Origin of the sequence: Streptomyces cyanogenus, from assembly GCF_017526105.1 — a bacterium.
GTDB classification, from domain to species: domain Bacteria; phylum Actinomycetota; class Actinomycetes; order Streptomycetales; family Streptomycetaceae; genus Streptomyces; species Streptomyces cyanogenus.
The window spans coordinates 6521517-6540464 of the sequence record NZ_CP071839.1 but is presented as its reverse complement, the minus strand read 5'-3'; the positions used below and the strand labels follow the sequence as shown (position 1 = coordinate 6540464).

The window sequence follows — 18948 nt, the reverse complement described above, 5'->3', positions numbered from 1 at the left end:
AATCTTTCGACGGACACTCGGGCCTCGCCCAGGACGAGACCGCCCGGAGCCGAGTCGCGCCGATCGTCCGAACCATCTCCTGCCGTCCCGCACCTAGTACGCTGGCGGCCGTCCCAGTGCCTGCGAGAGTGTGACGGTGACTGTCTTCCGCCCCCGCCCGGAGCCCGCCGAGGTCGCACGCGTGACCCTGACGGCCGTGGAGTTGCTGGAAGTCCTCTGGGGCCGGGCCTCGACCGCGCCGGCCTCGCCGTCACAGATGCGCGTCCTGCTCATGCTGGAGCACCAGGACGGCATCAACCTGCGCACCCTCGCCGACTCCCTCGCCTCCACGCCTCCGTCCACCAGCCGGCTCTGCGACCGCCTGGTGGCCGCCGGCTTCGTCGAGCGAGCGGTCAGCCCGACCGACCGCCGCGAGGTGCGGCTGCACCTCAGCGGCCGCGGCCGCGCCTTCCTCGACGACCTGCGCGCCCGCCGGGAGCAGGAGTTGCAGGCGGTGCTGGAGCTGATGCCCCCCGCCAAGCGGACGGCGCTCCTGGAGGGGCTGGAAGCGTTCTGCGACACGGCGGCGCTGCAGATACACGACAACGCGCCGCACGCCGGAGACCAGACGGCCTGACCACCGGGCCGGGCCACCGGTCGCCCCCGCACCTGAGAGCGGGGACGGCCGACGCACGGAGCGACCTCCGTCCACCGGAACATTGCGGATCCTTCCCCGGTCGTCACGACTCCGACACTTTGTTGCCTCACGGCCATTGTTGTCAAACGGCAACTGTTGGGGCTGCGGGTCTCCCGCTCCGGGTACCCCGTCGCCCCCGGGACCTGCTGTGAGCGGCGTCTCGGAGGTGACCCCGAAGAGGGACGGTGACGGGCGGCGGGAGGTGGACGACCCTGGGAGGCACGGGTCTGCGGACCGGGAATACCCGATCGGGCGGCTCGTGCCCGCCGCCGAGAGGAGCCGGGGGCCCGACTGGTGGGCGGCGTGTGGATCAGGTGGTGCTGAGCATGCCTTCGCGCAGGCGGGCCAGCAGACGCGTGATCAGGCGGGAGACGTGCATCTGGGAGACGCCCAGGCGCTCGCCGATCTGGGCCTGGGTGAGTTCCTCCACGAACCGCCAGTGGATGATCTTCCGGTCGCGCTCGTCCAGCTCGGCGATCATCGGGGCGAGAGCGTGGAAGTCCTCCACCAGGCCCAGCGCCGCGTCCTCGTCGCCGATGAAGTCCGCCAGCGCCGCCTCGCCCTCCTCGCTGCCGCTGATCGCCGCGTCCAGGGAGGCCGACCTGTAGCCGTTGGAGGCCAGCTGGGCCTCGACGACCTCGTCCTCCGGAAGGCTCATCAGCTCGGACAGCTCCCGGGTCGTCGGCGTCCGGCCCAGACGGCTGCGCAGCTCCTCGTTGGCACGGGCCAGCTGGACCCGGGCCTCCTGCAGCCGCCGCGGCACGTGCACCGCCCAGGAGGTGTCCCGGAAGAACCGCTTGATCTCCCCGACGATGTAGGGGACCGCGAAGGAGGTGAACTCCACCTCGCGGGACAGCTCGAACCGGTCGATCGCCTTGATCAGCCCGATCATGCCGACCTGGACGATGTCCTCCATCTCCTCCGGCCCACGGCTGCGGAACCGGCCGGCCGCGTAGCGGACCAGCGACATGTTCATCTCGATCAGCGTGTTCCGCGCGCACTGGTACTCGGGCGTGCCCTCCTCCAGCACCGCCAGCCGGTCGAAGAACAGCCGCGACAGCTCCCGCGCGTCCTTCGGAGCGACCTGGGAAGGATCCGCGATCTCCGGCACGTCCACCGTACGGTCAGTGGTCTGCACGGTCGTCGTCGCCATCATGCGCCCCTCCCAGTCGATCAGTGCTGTCTGCGCCGGCCCTTTGTCCGGCAAGCCCGCGTCTACCCCGGCCGCCCGCCGTCACGCCTCGAACTTTTTCAGTTTCCACCCGGCTCTCCGTGACTCCGTACGATTTCCTTCACCTGGGCCACGACGAAGCCCCAGCACTGTTCGACGGACCGCTTGGCCGGAACCCGCGCGATCCGGCATCGGCCTTCGCGCCCGGCAGCACCCCGCCGATCCCCCGCTCGGCGCCCTGCGAGAGCTTCGGGGACGCGTCAGACGTGCTCGTGCGCGGCCTCGTCGGCGAACTCCGCGGGGTGGAAGCCGCCGCTGGCCGGAGGCTACGGTGCGGCCTCGTCCGGTGACAGGTAGGACCAGAAGAGGCCGTCCGGGTCGTACCGCGTCCTCACGTTCCGCAGGCGCTGCCAGTCGTCCGCGGTGAAGGAGCGGCGGGCACGGGACGACGCCGCGGTGAGGTCCGCCTCGGCGATGTAGTGGCCCGTGCCGAGGGGTTCCACCCTGTGCATCGCCTCCCGCAGCCAGCCGGTGTTGGCGGCGTCCTGACGAGGGTCGTCCCAGACGGCGTAGGGAACGACGTAGCTCTGCCCGAGCACCGAGAAGGCCATGTCCGGCGGCGGCCGGCCCGCCGGCGAGAACGGTGCGAGGACCAGCGCTCTGTCCGAAGGAGCCGTGTCCAGGGCCTCCGCGAGCTCGCCGAGCAGAGCGGGGAAGCCGGCGTCCGACCACAGGGTGTCCGCCGCATAGCGGAATCGCGCAGGCCACAGTGCGGCGGAGGAGTCGTACAGGGCCTCGAACGTCATCGGCTCGTCCAGCCGGCGGGAGAGGGCGAGGCGGCGCAGGGGACAGTCGCGCAGTGGCAGGAGGAACTCGCCCGCCTCCTGTCGCGACGCGCCGAAGGCGGTACCGGTGACGGTCACCGCTCTGGTGCCGGGCTCCGTTCCGGGGCGCACCGTGCCGAGGGAGAGACTCGCCTCCACGGCCGGCGGGAGCCCTGCGGCCACTTCGGTGGCCCAGTGCGCCACCTCGGTGACGTGCGCGAGGGGGAAGGTCCAGACGGTGCTCGTGATCGCGCCGGGGCGGGGATACAGCCTGAGGCGGAAGGCGGTGACCGCGGCGAAGAAGCCGGGACCCGCTCCCCGGGCCGCCCAGAACAGGTCCCTGTGCTCGCTCTCGCTGCAGGTGACCGGTTCCCCGTCCGCGGTCACGGCCTCTATCCGCTCGACACCGGCGCAGGCCGGCCCGCAGGCCGGCGAGTTCCAGCCGAGCCCTCCGCTCAGGAGGTATCCGCCGACGGCGACGGAACCGCAGTGGCCCGTGGGGAACGCGAGTCCGTGGCGGCCGAGTTCGGAGGTGAGCTGCACGCCCGTGACGCCGGGCTGCACCGTCGCCGTCGCCGAGTCGGGGTCGACGGAGCAGTTGCGCAGCCCGGACAGGTCGATGAGCATGCCCCCGTCGCGCAGGGGCGACCCGCACCAGCTGTGTCCCCCGGACCGTACGGCGACCTGGAGGCGCCGGGACCGGGCCAGGCGCACCGCTTCCACGACATCACCGGCCGACGCCGCGCGCACGATGACGTCCGGGAACCGCGCCGGTGTGAGCTCGTTCCACACGACGCCCCTGCGGATGTCTTCGTAACCGGCGTCGTCCCGCCGTACCGACACGTCCCCGAGACCGCGCTCGTCCGTGTAGCGGCTCATCCTGTCCTCCTTGCCCCGGCACCCGCGGTCTGCGCGCTCTCGACGGAGGAGTTGCGGAGACCGTCGTGGTACACGACGCTGAAAGGAGGTCGCTGTTTCAGTGACGAGTCATGGCGGTTCGAGCCGTATCAGCTTACCGCGCAGCCCGCAGGGAAACGACTCGTGGCCGGCCGGCAGGGATTGCCGCAGACACCATGAAATGCTTCGTCATGAGAAAGGTCGGCGAGGTCGCCGTCCTCGACAAACGCGTTCCGGAACCCGGACCGAATGAGGCCGTGGTGCGTACGACCTCCGCGATGCTCTGCAGTTCCGACGTCCATACGGTGCGGGGAGCGATCCCGGTCGCCTCCGATGTCACGCTGGGACACGAGGCCGTGGGCACCATCCACGCGCTCGGCTCCGCAGTGGAAGGCCTCGCCGAAGGTGAGCGCGTGGCGGTGGGCGGAGTCACGCCCTGTTTCCGGTGCGAATTCTGTCAGCGCGGTCTGTCCTCGCAGTGCGGAGGCAGAATGATGGGCGGCGCCAGGTTCACCGTGCAGCGGGACGGCAACCTGGCGGAATACTTCCTGGTGAACGACGCACAGGCGAATCTCGCCCCGATTCCCGAGGCGCTCTCCGACCACCAGGCCTTGTACGCGACCGACATGTTGTCGACCGGATTCGTCGCCGCCGAACACGCGGAACTCGACTTCGGTCAGACCGTCGCCGTCTTCGCGCAGGGAGCAGTGGGCCTGTCGGCCACCATCGGCTGCCGACTGCGCGGCGCCGGGTTCGTCATCGCCGTCGAATCCCGGCCCGAACGACAGGAGCTGGCCCGTCACTTCGGCGCCGACGTGATCGTCGACCACACGCGCTGCGATCCCGTCGAGCACATCCTTGAACTGACGGACGGGCAGGGTGTGGACGCGGCCATCGAGGCACTGGGCACACCAGGCACCTGGGAGGCGACGTTCCGCGTCACCAAGCCGGGCGGCCGCATCTCCAATGTCGGCTACCACGGCGAAGTGCCTGAACCGCTGAAGATCCCGCTGGAGCCCTTCGGATACGGGATGTCGGACAAGCATGTCCACGGCGGGCTGAACCGAGGGGGCAGGGAACGCTTGAGGCGGATCTTCCGGCTGATGGAGCAGGGCAGGGTGGATCCCACCCCCATGACGACCCACGCGTTCGGCTTCGACGAGGTCGAAAGGGCCTTTCGGATGATGGAAGCCGGCGCCGACGGCATCATCAAGCCGCTGATTCATTTCGGCGGTTGACGGTACGTTCGTCCAGGGCGGTGATCTCAGACGGAACGTCAGACGGAATGTCAGACGGTGAGACCGAAAACCAGGAGGAGCGCGGCGTAACACACCGTCACGACCGCCGCGCCCCTCACATCGGTGCGGCGTGAACGCGGTCGGTCGGGTGCCAGCCAGAAGGCCAGAGCGCGATTGACGACTGGCATCAGAACCCAGGTCAGAATCGAAACACTCAGCACGTTCGAAATGAAGAGGCCGAGGTACCCGGCGACGCCGAGCTGCGTGAGGACGCGCCCCACGGTGAGGTTGAGCACCATGACGGTGGGGTAGAGCGCGAGGAGAACGGACATGGCCTGCTTCCATCTGGGCGGGACACCCGCCTCCTCCCCTTCGCCGAAGCGGAACCATCCGCTGAAGGCTGACGCGATTTTGCGCACGTCGTAGTCGGCGAAGTATTCGCGCCCCTCGTCCAGCAGTTTTCCGCGCACGTCCGACTGCAGCCACTGGTCGAGGTGTTCGCGGGTGTCGAACCGGAACACAACGACCCAGCGGTCCTGGATGCCCTCGACGGGTGTGAAGAGTTCGGACCCCATGAAACCCGGGTGCTTCTGCTGGGCCCGCAGGACCTTGCCCTGCCAGCGCTCGAAGTCCTGCTCGCGGCCCCGCCGCACCGTGTGGGAGACGACGGCCGTCACGGCCTCCTGAGCAGAGTGCCCTCCGTGCAGAATTTCCTGGGAGGGCTCCCCCTCGAACAAGTCGCCGCCGTCATCGAGGAGTTTCCGGCGCGGAGCCGATCCGAGCCAGGCACTCAACCGGTCGAGGTCCGAGAAGCGGAACACCACCACCCACTGGTTGTCCTCGGGGGAGTCGGGCGGGTACAGCTCCGTTCCCTCGAAGCCGTCGAAGGCCTGTACGGCCCGGTTCACCCGCTCCTGCCAGCGCTTGTAGTCCTCCTCGCGACCGGGGACGACCTTCTGCGAGGTCACCACGGTTGCTCCGGCCTCACCGCGACCGCGGTTGGCGCTGACACTCATACGGAGTAGCGTAGGCACAAAAGGACTTACAGGACAAATGCCTAAAGAACCATCAAGCTACGGATTCCCTTGTCATCGATTGTCATCGACGGGGAATGCCTGATCCGGTGCGGAGTGGAGGTCGCCGTGGGTCACAAAGAGTTCATGGCGGAAGCGGTACGGCTGGCCACGGAGTCGGTGGAGCGGGGCTGGGGCGGCCCGTTCGGCGCCGTGCTCACCCGGGACGGCGAGATCATCGCCCGCGGCCAGAACCGTGTCCTCCTGACCGGCGACCCGACCGCGCATGCCGAGGTGGAGACCATCCGCAAGGCGTCCCAGCTCCTCAACCCCGAGGCGCCCACCATCTCGGAAGAGCACCAGAACGAGGGCACGCTGGAATACGTCCCGCGCCCCGACGGCTCCCCCGACCCGGTCCCGGAGCGGGCCCGGATGTTCCAGGGCTGTTCGATCTACATCAGTGGCGCACCGTGCCCCATGTGCATGAGCGCCATCTACTGGTCGCGCATCGACAACGTCTACTTCAGCTGCGACCTGGACGCGACACGGAAGATCGGCTTCGACGACGCCTTCCAGTACGAGGACTTCCAGAAACCTTTGGACCAGCGCCGGATCCACATCGAGCAGATCTACCCGGAACTGGGCGCACACGCCTACGAAGCCTGGGAGGCGAAGCCGGACCGGCACGCCTACTGATTGTCACCGGTTCCCGTAGTCCTCCACCAGGTTGCCGATGAGCGAGAGCAGGGCATCGGCGCGGTGCCGGTCCTCGCGCTGGGCGCGCAGGGCTTCGTCGGCGGCCCGCAGGCGGAACAGGGCGGCCGGGTCTCCGTCTTCCACGTCGTGGATCACCGGCTCGGTGACCAGATCCAGGCACTCGGTGAGCAGCCGTCGAGTGGCGTCGGACGGCGGGGCGGTGTCGGGTGGGCCGAACGCGGTGGTCAGGTAGCGCGCGGGATCCGTGAGGCTCCATCCGACGGCGGCGCCGTGCTGGACCAGGAGCGCCACGTCGGGGGCGATGCCGATGCGGGCCTCCAGCGGCTCGTCCAGTACGCCGAGATCGCGCAGACAGGTCAGCACGGCATCCCCGGGTGCGCGGCACAGTACCGCGCACATCTCGTGCCGGAAGTCCCGGACCTGGTCCGCCCGCAGCCCGCCCGGGCGGAGCGCGGGCATGACGCGAAGGCGGGCGGAGGTCTCGGTGCACGCCGACACGTACGGCATGCGGAACTCCACCCCGACCAGCTTCCGGCTGCCGGCGTCGAACCGGAGGACGTCGGGGGCGTCCCACAGCCATTCCTGGCTGCCGAAGGTGGCCACGAGGAACCGCTCACGTTCCTTCACGTCCGCGTAGGGCCCGATGTCCACAGAGCCACCCGCGAAGCGGGGGGTGACGGGCAGCGGCTCGTCCGTCACCGTCGCGGACCAGTCACCGTCGAAGGTCAGTTTCATGGTCGGTCCCGCCTCATCTGATCTGTACACCCCTGGAGAACTGTCGGATTGTCCGGCGGACCGCGAGTCGTCCGGTCACTGACGGCCTACGACCACTGACCTCGGAATCAGTCATCTGGGCGCTCCGCCCGGGGCGATCAGCCCCGTCTCGTAGGCGAAGACGACGGCCTGGACTCGGTCGCGCAGGTCCAGCTTCGACAGGATGCGGCCGACGTGGCTCTTGACCGTGGTCGGGCTGAGGAACAGCCGTGAGGCGAGTTCGGCATTACTGAGGCCCGTCGCGAGCAGGCGGAGCACCTCGAGCTCGCGCGGGGTCAGGCCGGACGGATCGCGGTGCGGGGCGATGGTGTGCGGTTCGTCGTGACGGGCGAAGCGCTCGATCAGCCGACGAGTGATCGTGGGCGCGAGGAGGGCGTCGCCGGTCTGCACAAGGCGTAAGGCGGAGACCAGATGTTCGGGGGTGACGTCCTTGAGCAGGAAGCCGCTGGCACCGGCCGTGAGCGCGGCGTAGACGTAGTGGTCGAGGTCGTATGTGGTGAGGATGATGACCCGCGTTCCGGCCGGGCCGGCGTCGCCGATGATGCGCCTGGTGGCCTCGATGCCGTCCATCTCCGGCATCCGGATGTCCATGAGGACGACGTCGGGCCGCGTACGGCGAACCGCTGCGACAGCCTCGGCCCCGTCGGCGGCCTCGGCCGTCACTTCGATGCCGTCCGCGGCCAGGATCATCTTGAAACCGGTGCGTACGAGGGCTTGATCGTCGGCGATGACGGCGCGCAGAGGTGGCCTGTCCGCGGTCATACCGCGCTCCGTGGGATGCGGGCCGTCACCCGGTAGCCGTCGGTCGGCGTCGGCCCGGCCGTCAGCTCGCCCCCGTAGACGGCCAACCGCTCGCGCAGCCCCATGTGGCCACGGCCGTTGCTGCGCACCGGCGGGGAATCCTTGGCGCCACCGGTGTCCGTGATCTCGATCTCCAGACAGGCGTCGGTGTACCCAATGGCGACGGACGCCTGCGCGCCACGCGCATGTTTGATCGTGTTGGTCAGCGCCTCCTGTACGACGCGATACGCCGCGAGGTCCACCCCCGGTGGCAGCGGCTCCGGGGGCAGCGACACCCTGACGCTGACGGGCGTACCGGCGGCGCGTACTCGTGCGACGAGCGCGTCGAGCTGTGCGAGCCCCGGCTGGGGCTCCAGGCCGTCGGGCCTGTCCTGGTCCGGGGCGGCCAGCAGGCCCATCACGTGGCGGAGTTCGGCCATGGCGGCCCGACCGCCCGACTCGACGGCCAGCAGTGCCTCCTTCGACTGCTCGGGTGCCATGTCCATCACCTTGCGGGCCGCGCCGGCCTGGATCACCATCACGCTCACATTGTGGGTCACGACGTCGTGCAGTTCGGCGGCAATGCGGGCACGCTCCTCCGCGACGGCGCGGCGCGTGGCCTCCTCCTGAGCAGCATGCAGATCTGCCACCCGGTCCCGGCTGGACGCCAGCCGCAGTTGCAGAAAGCGGACGAGACTGGCCAGCATCCCTGCCACCAGGAGCACGAATCCCGGGCTGGACCATCCGGGGAGCACGGGGTCAGCGTTGCGGAAAGCGAAACCGGACAGCGCGGCGGCGATCACCAGGACGGCGATCGCCGCTATGCGGTAACGGCTGTACACGACGGCGCTGTAGGCGCCGACGACACAGGCCAGGACGGTGATCCAGGAGGCGGAGCTGCCGATGGCCAGTGCTGCGCCCAGCACCACTACGAACAAGGTCAGCGGATACCGGCGCCGGGCCGCCAGCGGCAGCGTCGACAGGACTACCAGGGCCCAGGGCACGGAGGAGGGTTCGCCCTCCACGTGTACCCGACCAGAGCCGGGCGGTGAGGGCGGGGCCGGGACGTCGGTGCCGACGCCCACCGTAGGGGGGTTGATGTTCACCGGCCCGTCGCCGGGATGGCGCACCGCCACGAACAGGCCGGTGATGGTCAGTACGAACGCCAGCACCACGTCGGCGCGCACCGCTCGCCGGGACGGCGGAGCGGACTGCGCCTCCGGGCGCAGCGCGTCGACGAGTTGCTGATGCCGGCTACGCCGGTCTTCCGTCTCCATCCGTGCATTGTGCTGCGCTCTCCACCCGGCCCGCGTCCGCCTGTCCGGCCGGGGCATTGCCCCAGAGGCCTACTTCTCAGGTATGACTCCGCGACCGAACCCTCCGCGGGAAGGACCTGATGTTGGTTCCGCGGCCGACGCGCCCCGTACGCGGCCCCCCTAGGTTCGCAGGACCGGCAACGGCATGTGCCTCTCGCGACCGCAAGGACGGACAACTGGTATGCATCAAGTGATCGAACTGGAGGGTGCGGCGAAGCGCTACGAAAGCGCTGGCCCGTCGGCACTCGGACCGCTCACGCTCAGCGTCGCCAAGGGTGAGGCCCTTGCCGTCACAGGCCCTTCCGGCAGCGGCAAGTCCACGCTGCTGAACCTCGTCGCCGGCCTGGACAAGCCGACCGATGGCGCTGTAGTCGTGGCCGGGCGACGGATCGACCGGTTGAGCGAGCACGCTCTCGCCAAGTTCCGTCGCGAGCACATCGGCATGGCCTTCCAGTTCTTCAACCTTCTCGACGACCTCACCGTCACCGACAACATCCAGCTCCCGGCCCAGCTGACCGGGACCAGTCGGCGCAAGGCCGCGGCCCGCGCGGGTGAGCTCATGGAGATGCTGGGCATCCAGAAGCATGCCCGCGCCTACCCGGGCCGCCTGTCCGGAGGTGAACGCCAACGGGTCGCGGTCGCCCGGGCCTTGGTCAACCGGCCCGCGCTGCTGCTCGCCGACGAGCCCACCGGTGCGCTCGACACCGCATCGGGCCACGACGTCCGCAATCTGCTGATGGATCTGCATCGCGCTGGGCAGACCATCGTGCTGGTGACGCACGACCTGACGCTGGCGGAGGCATGCGCGAGCCGCACTGTTCACCTGATCGACGGTCACGTCGCCGTCGACTCCTCTGCACGAGCTGTGCGATGAGCCTGTTCGGTACGGGCGCGATGAGCCGGGTCGTACGCTCCGGGGTCGGCCGGCGGCGGGTGCAGACAGTGGTGATCGCCCTGGCCACGATGATGGCCGTGGCCTCGGCGGTGGTCGCCGGGTCGCTGATGGTCGCCGCAGCCGCGCCCTTCGACCACGCCTTCGAAAAGCAGCAGGGTGCGCACATCACCGCCCAGCTCGATCCGGCCGAGGTGAGTGCGGCGCAGCTGGCAGCGACCGGAAAGCCGGCCGGCGTCACGGCAAGTTCGGGGCCGTACCCGTCCACGGTGTTCCGCCCGGTGGATCAGGCGGGCTTCCGACTGCCGACGCTGACCCTGGTCGGGCGGTCCGGTCCGGACGGCGACGTGGACCGCGTGGAGCTGAAGTCCGGTCGGTGGGCACAGAAGCCGGGCGAGATCGTGCTCGCCGCGTCGTTCGAGGGTCCCACCATCGGGATCGGCGCCACCTTGAAGGCTTCGGACACCATGAACGCCCCCACCCTTTCGATCGTCGGCTTCGCCGTGTCGGCCAGCAGGACCGCCGACTCCTGGGCGACTCCCGCGCAGGTCGACACGCTGGCGTCGGAGGGCAGCCCGCTCACGAGTCAGATGCTCTACCGTTTCGACTCCGCGAGCACGAAGGAACAGATCCTCGCCGACCGGAAGAAGCTTGCCGCCGCCGTGGGGTCCAAGGCGCTGCTGGGTACCCAGTCCTGGCTGGACACCAAACGCGCCGCTGATCAGGGTGCGGCGGCGACCGTCCCGTTCGTGACGGCTCTCGGCATGCTCGGCATCGTAATGTCGGTGATCATCGTCTGCAGTGTGATCAGTGGTGCGGTCGGCACCAGCCTGCGCAGAATCGGCATTCTCAAGGCCATCGGCTTCACCCCACGCGAGGTCGTACGCGCCTACGTGGCCCAGGCGCTGGTTCCGGCCGGTGCCGGCATCGCCCTGGGGGTCGTTCTGGGAAACCTCCTGGCGGTGCCGCTGCTCTCGGACACCGAGGCGGTACACGGCGGTGTCTCGCTTTCGGTGGCCTGGTGGGTGGATGTCGTGGTGCCGGCCGCCGCCCTGGTCATCGTGGGGCTTGCGGCGCTGATTCCCGCCCTGCGGGCCGGAAGACTGCGTACGGTCGAAGCCATCGCGGTCGGCCGGTCGCCACGTACGGGGCGCGGCCAGTGGGCGCACCGGGCGATGGCACTGCTGCCGCTGCCGCGACCGGTGACCTACGGCCTCGCCACCCCCTTCACGCATCCGGTCCGCACGCTCGCAATGCTGCTCGCGGTGGCGTTCGGTACGGCCGCGGCAACCTTCGCAGTAGGGCTGACCTCTTCCCTTACTGCGGTCGGCACCTCGCAGGACCCCGAGAGCCGTGCCGCGGTCACGGTCACGACCACCAGGCCGAACAACGCCGCTCCCCCTCCGCCTCCTCCTGCGGGGGGCAGCGTGGCAGGCACGCCCCCCGTAGGCGGCAGCGTGGCAAGCAGGTCCGGACTCAGGGTTGCCGACCCGGCGAAGGTGCGGTCTGCCATCACGTCGCAGGCGGGCACGGAGTCGTACTACGGCAAGACCCAGGCCGAGGTCGCCGTGGCCGGGATCTCCGGTTCGGTTCAGGCCAGCCTCTACGAGGGCCGTTCGCGCTCCGGCAGCTACGAGATGATTTCCGGGCATTGGATCACCGGTACGGGGCAGGTCGTGGTGCCCACGCGTTTCCTGGAAAGGAGCAGCACCAAGATCGGTGACACGGTGCGGGTGACCTACGAGAAGGAGACCGCGAACCTGCGGATTGTCGGCGAGTCCTTCGACACCTCGGGCAGCGAGCTGGAGATTCACGCGGACATGGCCAACTTCGCGTCTGCCGTGCCCAGTTCCTTCCTCGTCGAGGTGAAGTCCGGCGTCTTGGCCGACGAGTACGCCCAGAAGGTCGCCGCGGTCGTACAGCCGCTGGGCGGCGACGCCATGGCCAACGCCCCCTCGGGGCAGGAGGGCGTCCTCCTCATCATGTCCTCGATGGCGGTGCTGCTCACCCTGATGCTGGTCTTTGTGGCCGGCCTCGGCGTACTCAACTCCGTGGTCCTGGACACCCGGGAACGCATCCACGACCTGGGCGTCTGCAAGGCGATCGGCATGTCGCCGCGGCAGACCATGAGCCTCGTGCTCGCCTCGGTGACCGCGATCGGCGTGATCGGCGGGCTGATCGGCGTGCCGGCCGGGTACGCACTGCACAGCCTTGTCATGCCGGTGATGGGGCGTGCCGTGGGCACCAGTCTGCCGTCGCCGGTCCTCGATGTGTACGAGCCTGTTGAGCTGCTCCTGCTGGGGCTGGGCGGGGTCGTGATCGCGGTGCTGGGCGCGCTGATCCCGGCCGGCTGGGCGGCCAGGGCGCGTACGGCCATGGCGCTGCGCACCGAGTAGCGTCCGGCGGAGCGCGACCTTGGCTGGACGGTGTCAGCGGCCCTTGTCGGCAGGCTCCAGGATCGTCACGCACTCCACATGATGCGTCATCGGAAAAATGTCGGCCTTGAGCGAGTCGCGGAAAACTGCAAGTCAGAGCCAATTTCTCGGCTCGCTGTCCCACGTGCGGGCACCCAGAGCGTCAAACGAGCGTCATGACCACCAGTCCGCCCCTCCTCTTCGGACGGAACAGGCTGCCACGACCAGCTCCCCGACACGAGCCCTCTCCCGCTCGCTGGCATTGCGGCCCCAGAGCGGGCCCCTGACCCAGGGTGTGCGCAGCAGCGGCCGTCGCAACGCGGAGCATCCCGGGCGGCTTCACGTACGGTGGCTGTCGGCCGGACCTCGTCGCCGCTGTCGACCCGGACGCCGCGTCGACCGACCGGATTACCGGTCCTTCTCGGCCTGCCCCGGCTTCGCGGTGAGCATCTGTGTGGTGGCCAGATGGCGGTAGAGGGCATCGGTCTTCATGAGTTCGGCGTGGGTGCCGACGGCCTGGACCCGACCCGCCTTCATGATGACAATGCGGTCGGCAGTGGTGACGGTGGACAGCCGGTGCGCCACGACCAACACGGTGGTGGTGCGGGCCGCTTCCATCACGGTCTCGCGCAGTGCCGCCTCATTGTCGGCGTCCAGCTGTGACGTCGCCTCGTCCAGGAGGAGCAGCCGGGGGCGGCGCAACAGGGCGCGGGCGATAGCCACGCGCTGGCGTTCCCCTCCGGAGAGTCGGCTGCCCCGGTGGCCGACCAGGGTGTCCAGTCCCTGAGGAAGGCGGGCGACGAGCGATTCCAGCCGGGTGCGGCGCAAGGCCTCGTGCAGTTCCTCGTCCGGGGTGTCCTCGACGCCCAGGGTGAGGTTGTGGCGCAGGGTACCGGACAGTACGGGTGCGTCCTGCTCCACGTAACTGATGGCCGCGCGCAGATCGGCCAGTGGCCAGCGTTGCAGGTCCCGACCGTCGAGGAGAATGCGCCCGGTGTCAGGGACGTAGAAACGTTCGATCAGAGAGAAGAGGGTGGTCTTGCCCGCGCCGGAGGGGCCCACGAGGGCGGTCACTCCTCCGGCCGGCACGGTGAAGGACACCTGGTGGTGCACGGCGGGAAGTCGGGGATGGTAGCGGAAGCCCACGTCCTCGAAGCGCACCGTCGCCGGCGGCTGCTGCGGTCGCTGTGCGGTCCTGGTGGTGCTCGCCAGCGACGCGTCGGCGGCGGTCTCCGTGTCCATGTGCTGGACCGCCTCGATCCGCAGGGCTGCCGCGCCGCCGATCTGGAACTGCCCCACGGCGTCGACGAGCCGGCTGATCTGCGGTGCCAACGCGAACAGGTACAGCAGGAACGCGACCAGGGTGGACACGTCGATCGCCCCAGAGGCGACCCGGGCACCGCCCACACCGAGCACCGCCAGGAAGGCCGTCTGCCCCGCTACAGCGGAGGCGGCCGCCGACAAGGCCTGCCAGCCTGCAGCGCGTACGCCGGTGCGGCGGGCGTCCTGGGCCATCCGCTCCAGCACCTGCGTCTCGTGCTGCTCCGCCCCGGCGGCCTTCACCGCGCGCACCGCCCCGAGGGACCGCTCCAGGACTGCGCCGATCTCACCGACCGACTCCTGTGCCTGCCGGGTGGCACGTCCGATGGCGGGCGCCGCGGCCGCTACCACCGCCCCCAGGAGCGCGATGACCAGGAGCGTGACGGACAGCAGGACCACGTCCAGCAGACCCATCAGCACCACCGTCATGACCAGGACGACGGCACCGGTGACGGCGGGCGCGGTGGACTGGATGGCGGCTTGGCGCAGCAGCATGGTGTCGGAGGTGGCGCGGGTGATCAGGTCGCCCGGTTCGTGCCGGTCCAGTTCGGGCACGGTCAGCCGGAGCAGGCGCCTGGTGATCCGACGCCGGGCGGAACACACGACGTCCTCGGCGGTGCGGTGCAGGACATACTGGCCCAGCGCGCAGAGCACGGAAGTGCCGACGAGGAGGGCGGCCAGGACCAGGACCGGTGTGACGGTCGTGCGTCCGGTCTCCAGGGTCTCGATCAGCCGCTTGGCAGCCAGGGGCTGCGCCAACCCGAGGGTGCTGCCGGCCAGTCCGAGCAGCGCCCCGGCCAGACCCGCCCGGCGGTGGGGCCGCAGCGAGGCGGCCAGGGCCCGGTAGCCGGAGGTGGGTGTGCGGTCATCGGTGGAGCGGGCAGCGGCTCCGGGCGGGGCGACGGCCATTGGCACGCCGTCGCCGCCGTCCGCCGCGGTGGCCAAGTCGGTCTGGGGTGTGGGCCGGGCGGTGACGGGCGGGTGTGCGGCCATGGTCAGTCGACCGCGAAGAAGCGCTGGAAATATTCCGCGGGGCAGTCCTCGCCGACCGGTTCGGACTCCGCCTCCACCCAGGCGTGCGCCGCGAACGGCGGCTGCTTGCGCACGCCGACGCACCAGGTCGGCCACTGACCGCGCATCCGGCACAGCAGGACGGTCGCCAGCGATCTGGTCAGGCACCCCTTGCGGCCGCCGGCGGTCAGGCTCACGGCCAGGACGGTGTCGAGAGCTGCCGCGGTCTGTGCCGCGGAGGCCGGACGGGCGCCACGGCGCACCTGGCGCAGCACGGCGCGTATCCGGGCGGGCGGCAACATGGCCAGCAGGCGGGCACACCACGCGGCGAGACGGGCCGCCCACCGGGTGGGCAACGGTACGGAACGAGGCCGGTAAGGGATCGCTTCGGGCGTCGACATGGCCATTCCTTTCTGCGCGTTCGAACCCCAGGTGCCGGGGGCTGCGGCTTCTCAAGTCGCGGGCCGTTCGCTCGTCGGTCGCCGTCGACGGCGACCGGCCGTTCCGCTCGTCAGTCGCCGTTGATGAGCCCAGCCGACCGCAGCTCCGTGAGGATGCGGTCGACGTCCTGCTGGGCAAGGTCGCCGCCGACGTGGTACCGCTCGGTGAGGGCGTGCACCGCCTCGTCCGGGCCGCGGCCTGCCAGCAGGGTTTCCAGGACCAAGGCAGCGGTGGGGTTGAGGGTCCAGTACTCGCCGCTCTTCTCGTCCAGCAGGGCGAGGCCGTATTCGGTCTCGGCCATCAGGACGCCGCCGCGCAGCGTCACGTTGGTCGCGTTCATCGCGAAGACCTTCCAGACAGGGGACTTCTGGGATCGTGGGGTGTGCACGGGGATGCCGGCCGGTGGTGGTGTCGGGTGCGTCGAAGGGTCCCTGGCCGGTACCGCGTCGCAGCCGGCGTGTCAGCCGTCCAGGTGGTGGGGCAGCGTCTCGCGTGTGCGCAGCCACACCTCACAGCCGACGGTCGGGTGAAGCAGTACGTTCTCCAACTCGGCCGACACCGGTCCGGAGCACCAGGTGCGCCACACGTCGGCGTCGATCAGGCCGTACTTGGCCAGCCGGGAGTCCTCACACAGGGCCAGCAGGGCCTCGCGGTGGCGCCGCAGCCCAACCTCCTCCTCCATCGTGGCATTGGCCTTGGTGGCGCGGGTGCGGCTGGCCTCGGGGACGACGCCGCGCATGGCTTCCACGATCAGCGGCTTGTACTGCCACGGAGTCACGCGTTCCGTCGGCCGCACCGCCAGTCCGGTCTCGATGACACGGTCGTCGTAGAAGGGGGAGGCGAAGAGCAGGCCGCTCGGGTGCGTCATCTGGTTCAGGTGTCGCGCGAACCGCGACACCGTCTGCATGGTGGCGAGTTCACGGTGCTCTCCGTGGCCGGGGCCCAGTGGCTGCGCCACCGCGGCCTCCTGCCGGATGAGGGTGCGTACGGCGTCGACGGCGTCCGCGGTGGCCCAGGGTGGCATCCTGGCGGGCGCGCACCACTGGAACAGCGGCTCCTCCAGGGAGGGTAACGGGCTGGTGAGGTCCGTGGCGATCTGGCCCAGCCACACCCCGTAGGGACGCCTGTCCAGTAACTGACGTAGGGCTTCCCGCCGTGACCATCGGTACTTGGCCAGGTATCCGCGAGCATGGCGCAAAGCCGTGCGCGGGTGGCGTGGCAGCAGATCATGAACGCGAGCGGAAGCACCCGCGAGCAGCTCGTCACCGCCGAACCCGCTCAGGTGGACGGTGGAACCGCGCTCCGCGGCGAGGGCGAGCAGATGCATCCGCCGGTTGCGGTCCACGGCGTACAGCGAGGGAGCGTCCAGGACGTCGGTGAGCGCGTCGACACCGTCGTAGGTGAGCGGGAACTCTTCGGCGGGAACGACATGGTGCTCGATGCGCCCCGCGCCGCGGCCGGCCGGAGACAGCTCCTCGACCGTGCGGCGAGCCCAGTACACGTCGTCACCGCGGGAGTCGTGGGTCGCCGCGGTGTAGGCGACGACGTCTGCGCCGTCCCGTACCGCGGTGCACACCACGGCGGTCGAGTCCAAGCCGCCCAGATCGGCGGTGATCGGATCCCGGCCCCTTACGCGGATCGCGACGGCCCGTCGCAGCTCGTCGCGCAGCATCGGCGCCCCCTCGGCCAACGGCATCTCTCGGCGCGGCAACCGCCACCAGCGCTTGGAGCGGGCCCGGCCGTCGCGTTCCAGCACGAGGTAGTCATGGCCGGGCAGGGCCTCCACTCCCCGCCACACAGGTCGCGCCGACAGCGGGTGAAGCACACCCAGACTGAGCATCTGCAGCGCGAGCCGCCCCTCGTCGAGCGGGGCTCCGATGAGGTCGGCCAGGATGTCGGCGCGGTCGGCCGCCAGATGCGCCGTGTGAGCCGCGCCGTGGAACAGGGTCCGGACACCGGTCACCGTGCCCTGTGCGCGCACCTGCCCGTGCACACTGGCCAGGAGGTGGTAACTGCCTCGCCAGGAACGGGCGAAGCGGTCGAGGGAAGCGACATCGGTGACGGTGGCCGCCGCCCGGGCCGCTTCCTCACGGGTGACGGCGTGCTCCCCCCACACCGCCAGGCGCACCCCGCCGCACTCGCCGACCGTCAGCTCCCCCGGGCGCCAGCGGCCCATCAGCCACGGGCGGCCGGAGACATGCGTGTGGCTTTCGGTGGCGTGAGGAAGAGCCCTGGCTGCCACAGCCGCCGCCGCGTCGGTATCGGGCAACACCACGAGCCAGGCGGCTACCACGGCGAGCGACATAGGGCTGTTCATGGACTCACGTACCTCCGGTCGTTGGCGCGCCCGCCGGTGCGGGAGGGACAGGGGGCGGCGGAGGGCGGCCGGTGACCGCCTTCCGCCGCCGTGGACGGGGCCCGGTGCCGCGCGTTACAGCAGCGCGAGGGCACAGGGCCCGGTCAGCTGGAGTCAGACGAGCTGGTGACCGCCGGCGAGGTCCTTGGCGGTACCGCCGGCCAGGCCCGTCGTCTTGCGGAAACCGCCGGCCTTGGTGAGGGTCGGACGCTCGTATGTCATAGCCACACTTCCTTTCGTCCACGCCGACCTGAGTGGTCGCCGTTTTCGTTGTCTGAAGAGGGACACAGCACAGGCGCCTGTTCGAATCAGCCCCGTTTCACCGCGGTTCCGGACCCGCCGTCGGCCGATTCGGTGAGCCACCCTATGAGCCTCGAACAGATCATCACAACAGTGCCCGACGGGGGCATCAGAGCCCACAGGATGCAAACTCTGCGTCTGCACGCGGCCTGATGCATCAGAAGTCCCTCTAACACACGCCATGCATAGGCGTATTGCGGGTAGACGGAGGAGTTCTCGCGCTACCGGGGACTGAAATCCGGACACTGCCGAGGCCAGCCGACCCCGTTCACCGTGACCGTTTCGGCACGCCTGAATCGGGCCTGCTACGTCCACGTGGGCCCGTAGCGCGCCAGAACCCTCCCAGCCGCAGGCGCGTCCACCTGCGGCCCCCCTTCCCAGATCCGTTATCCGCCGGAAGATCCGCGGCCTGCTGCTGGCGCTGGTCGTCGGCGTCCTCGGTGTGGTCACCGTACTGGCCGCACCGCCATCCCCTCGGGCAGGCTGGGCGACTCGGCGTACACGACGATCGGGAGCCGTGAGTCCAACATGGTGACGGCCGAGAACGAGATGAAGATCAACGCCACCGAACCACAGCGGGGCCAGTTCAACTTCAGCTCCGGCGACCGCGTCTACAACTGGGCGGTGCAGAACGGCAAGCGGGTGCGTGGCCACACACTGGCCTGGTTCGCCCGGCAGCCCGGCTGGATGCAGAGCATCAGCGGCAGCTCACTGCCCCAGGCGATGATCGACCACATCAACGGCGTCATGGGCCACGACAAGGGCAAGATCGCCCCGTGGCGCTGAGCAGACTGCGGCAACCAGCTCA

The 18948-nt window shown here is 69.9% G+C and carries 16 protein-coding genes and 1 pseudogene; 6 read left to right on the top strand and 11 right to left on the bottom strand.

Features of this window, described 5'->3' with window-relative positions; translation table 11 throughout:
- Nucleotides 1-130: 130 nt before the first annotated feature.
- Entirely contained in the window at nt 131-616 is a 486-nt protein-coding gene (locus tag S1361_RS29420; RefSeq protein ID WP_243769343.1) for a MarR family winged helix-turn-helix transcriptional regulator, read from the top strand.
- Between the two features lie 370 nt (nt 617-986).
- Here the strand turns inward: S1361_RS29420 and S1361_RS29415 are convergent, their stop codons facing one another.
- Together S1361_RS29415 and S1361_RS29410 are read right to left on the bottom strand one after the other, a co-directional pair.
- Nucleotides 987-1829 carry an RNA polymerase sigma factor SigF gene (locus S1361_RS29415; RefSeq protein ID WP_208036821.1) on the bottom strand — a complete coding sequence of 281 codons (843 nt, stop codon included), beginning with the start codon at nt 1827-1829 and terminating at the stop codon, nt 987-989.
- A 344-nt stretch (nt 1830-2173) separates the two neighbouring features.
- Nucleotides 2174-3550 (bottom strand): FAD-binding oxidoreductase, encoded by a 1377-nt coding sequence (locus S1361_RS29410; protein WP_208034911.1) that lies wholly within the window; start codon nt 3548-3550, stop codon nt 2174-2176.
- A 209-nt stretch (nt 3551-3759) separates the two neighbouring features.
- On the opposite strand from S1361_RS29410, the gene S1361_RS29405 reads away from it, so the two are divergent.
- The gene (locus tag S1361_RS29405; protein WP_243769342.1) at nt 3760-4806 is read left to right on the top strand and encodes a zinc-binding dehydrogenase; all 1047 of its coding nucleotides are present in this window, start codon (nt 3760-3762) and stop codon (nt 4804-4806) included.
- A gap of 50 nt (nt 4807-4856) precedes the next feature.
- On the opposite strand, the gene S1361_RS29400 is transcribed toward S1361_RS29405, so the two are convergent.
- Complete coding sequence (locus S1361_RS29400) at nt 4857-5822, bottom strand: antibiotic biosynthesis monooxygenase (RefSeq protein ID WP_243769341.1); 966 nt, start codon at nt 5820-5822, stop codon at nt 4857-4859.
- 144 nt (nt 5823-5966) lie between these two features.
- On the opposite strand from S1361_RS29400, the gene S1361_RS29395 reads away from it, so the two are divergent.
- Nucleotides 5967-6515 (top strand): nucleoside deaminase, encoded by a 549-nt coding sequence (locus S1361_RS29395; protein WP_208036819.1) that lies wholly within the window; start codon nt 5967-5969, stop codon nt 6513-6515.
- A 3-nt stretch (nt 6516-6518) separates the two neighbouring features.
- Here the strand turns inward: S1361_RS29395 and S1361_RS29390 are convergent, their stop codons facing one another.
- From S1361_RS29390 to S1361_RS29380, 3 genes are all read right to left on the bottom strand, one after another.
- Nucleotides 6519-7271, bottom strand: a complete 753-nt coding sequence (locus tag S1361_RS29390; RefSeq protein WP_208034909.1) for a hypothetical protein — start codon at nt 7269-7271, stop codon at nt 6519-6521.
- A gap of 111 nt (nt 7272-7382) precedes the next feature.
- Complete coding sequence (locus tag S1361_RS29385; protein ID WP_208034908.1) at nt 7383-8072, bottom strand: response regulator; 690 nt, start codon at nt 8070-8072, stop codon at nt 7383-7385.
- Nucleotides 8069-9367 (bottom strand): sensor histidine kinase, encoded by a 1299-nt coding sequence (locus S1361_RS29380; RefSeq protein ID WP_208034907.1) that lies wholly within the window; start codon nt 9365-9367, stop codon nt 8069-8071. The genes S1361_RS29385 and S1361_RS29380 overlap by 4 nt, the downstream gene beginning before the upstream one ends.
- Nucleotides 9368-9587: 220 nt before the next feature.
- Here S1361_RS29380 and S1361_RS29375 point away from each other — a divergent pair, with 220 nt between their 5' ends.
- Nucleotides 9588-10280: an ABC transporter ATP-binding protein gene (locus S1361_RS29375; protein WP_208034906.1), complete on the top strand. Its 693-nt coding sequence runs from the start codon at nt 9588-9590 to the stop codon at nt 10278-10280.
- Nucleotides 10277-12694 carry an ABC transporter permease gene (locus S1361_RS29370; protein WP_208034905.1) on the top strand — a complete coding sequence of 806 codons (2418 nt, stop codon included), beginning with the start codon at nt 10277-10279 and terminating at the stop codon, nt 12692-12694. The genes S1361_RS29375 and S1361_RS29370 overlap by 4 nt, the downstream gene beginning before the upstream one ends.
- A 426-nt stretch (nt 12695-13120) precedes the next feature.
- Here the strand turns inward: S1361_RS29370 and S1361_RS29365 are convergent, their stop codons facing one another.
- From S1361_RS29365 to S1361_RS29345, 5 genes are all read right to left on the bottom strand, one after another.
- Entirely contained in the window at nt 13121-14941 is a 1821-nt protein-coding gene (locus S1361_RS29365; RefSeq protein WP_208036818.1) for an ABC transporter ATP-binding protein, read from the bottom strand.
- Nucleotides 14942-15027: 86 nt separating this feature from the next.
- On the bottom strand, nt 15028-15444 hold the full coding sequence (locus S1361_RS29360; protein WP_208034904.1) for a lasso peptide biosynthesis B2 protein: 417 nt from the start codon (nt 15442-15444) through the stop codon (nt 15028-15030).
- Between the two features lie 110 nt (nt 15445-15554).
- Complete coding sequence (locus tag S1361_RS29355; protein ID WP_208034903.1) at nt 15555-15824, bottom strand: lasso peptide biosynthesis PqqD family chaperone; 270 nt, start codon at nt 15822-15824, stop codon at nt 15555-15557.
- Between the two features lie 120 nt (nt 15825-15944).
- Nucleotides 15945-17801, bottom strand: a complete 1857-nt coding sequence (locus S1361_RS29350; RefSeq protein WP_208034902.1) for an asparagine synthase-related protein — start codon at nt 17799-17801, stop codon at nt 15945-15947.
- 153 nt (nt 17802-17954) lie between these two features.
- Nucleotides 17955-18062, bottom strand: coding sequence for a keywimysin-related RiPP (locus S1361_RS29345; RefSeq protein WP_208034901.1), 108 nt, complete (start codon nt 18060-18062; stop codon nt 17955-17957).
- 466 nt (nt 18063-18528) lie between these two features.
- Here S1361_RS29345 and S1361_RS29340 point away from each other — a divergent pair.
- Nucleotides 18529-18920, top strand: a pseudogene (locus tag S1361_RS29340) (endo-1,4-beta-xylanase); the annotation flags it as partial.
- Nucleotides 18921-18948 lie beyond the last annotated feature (28 nt).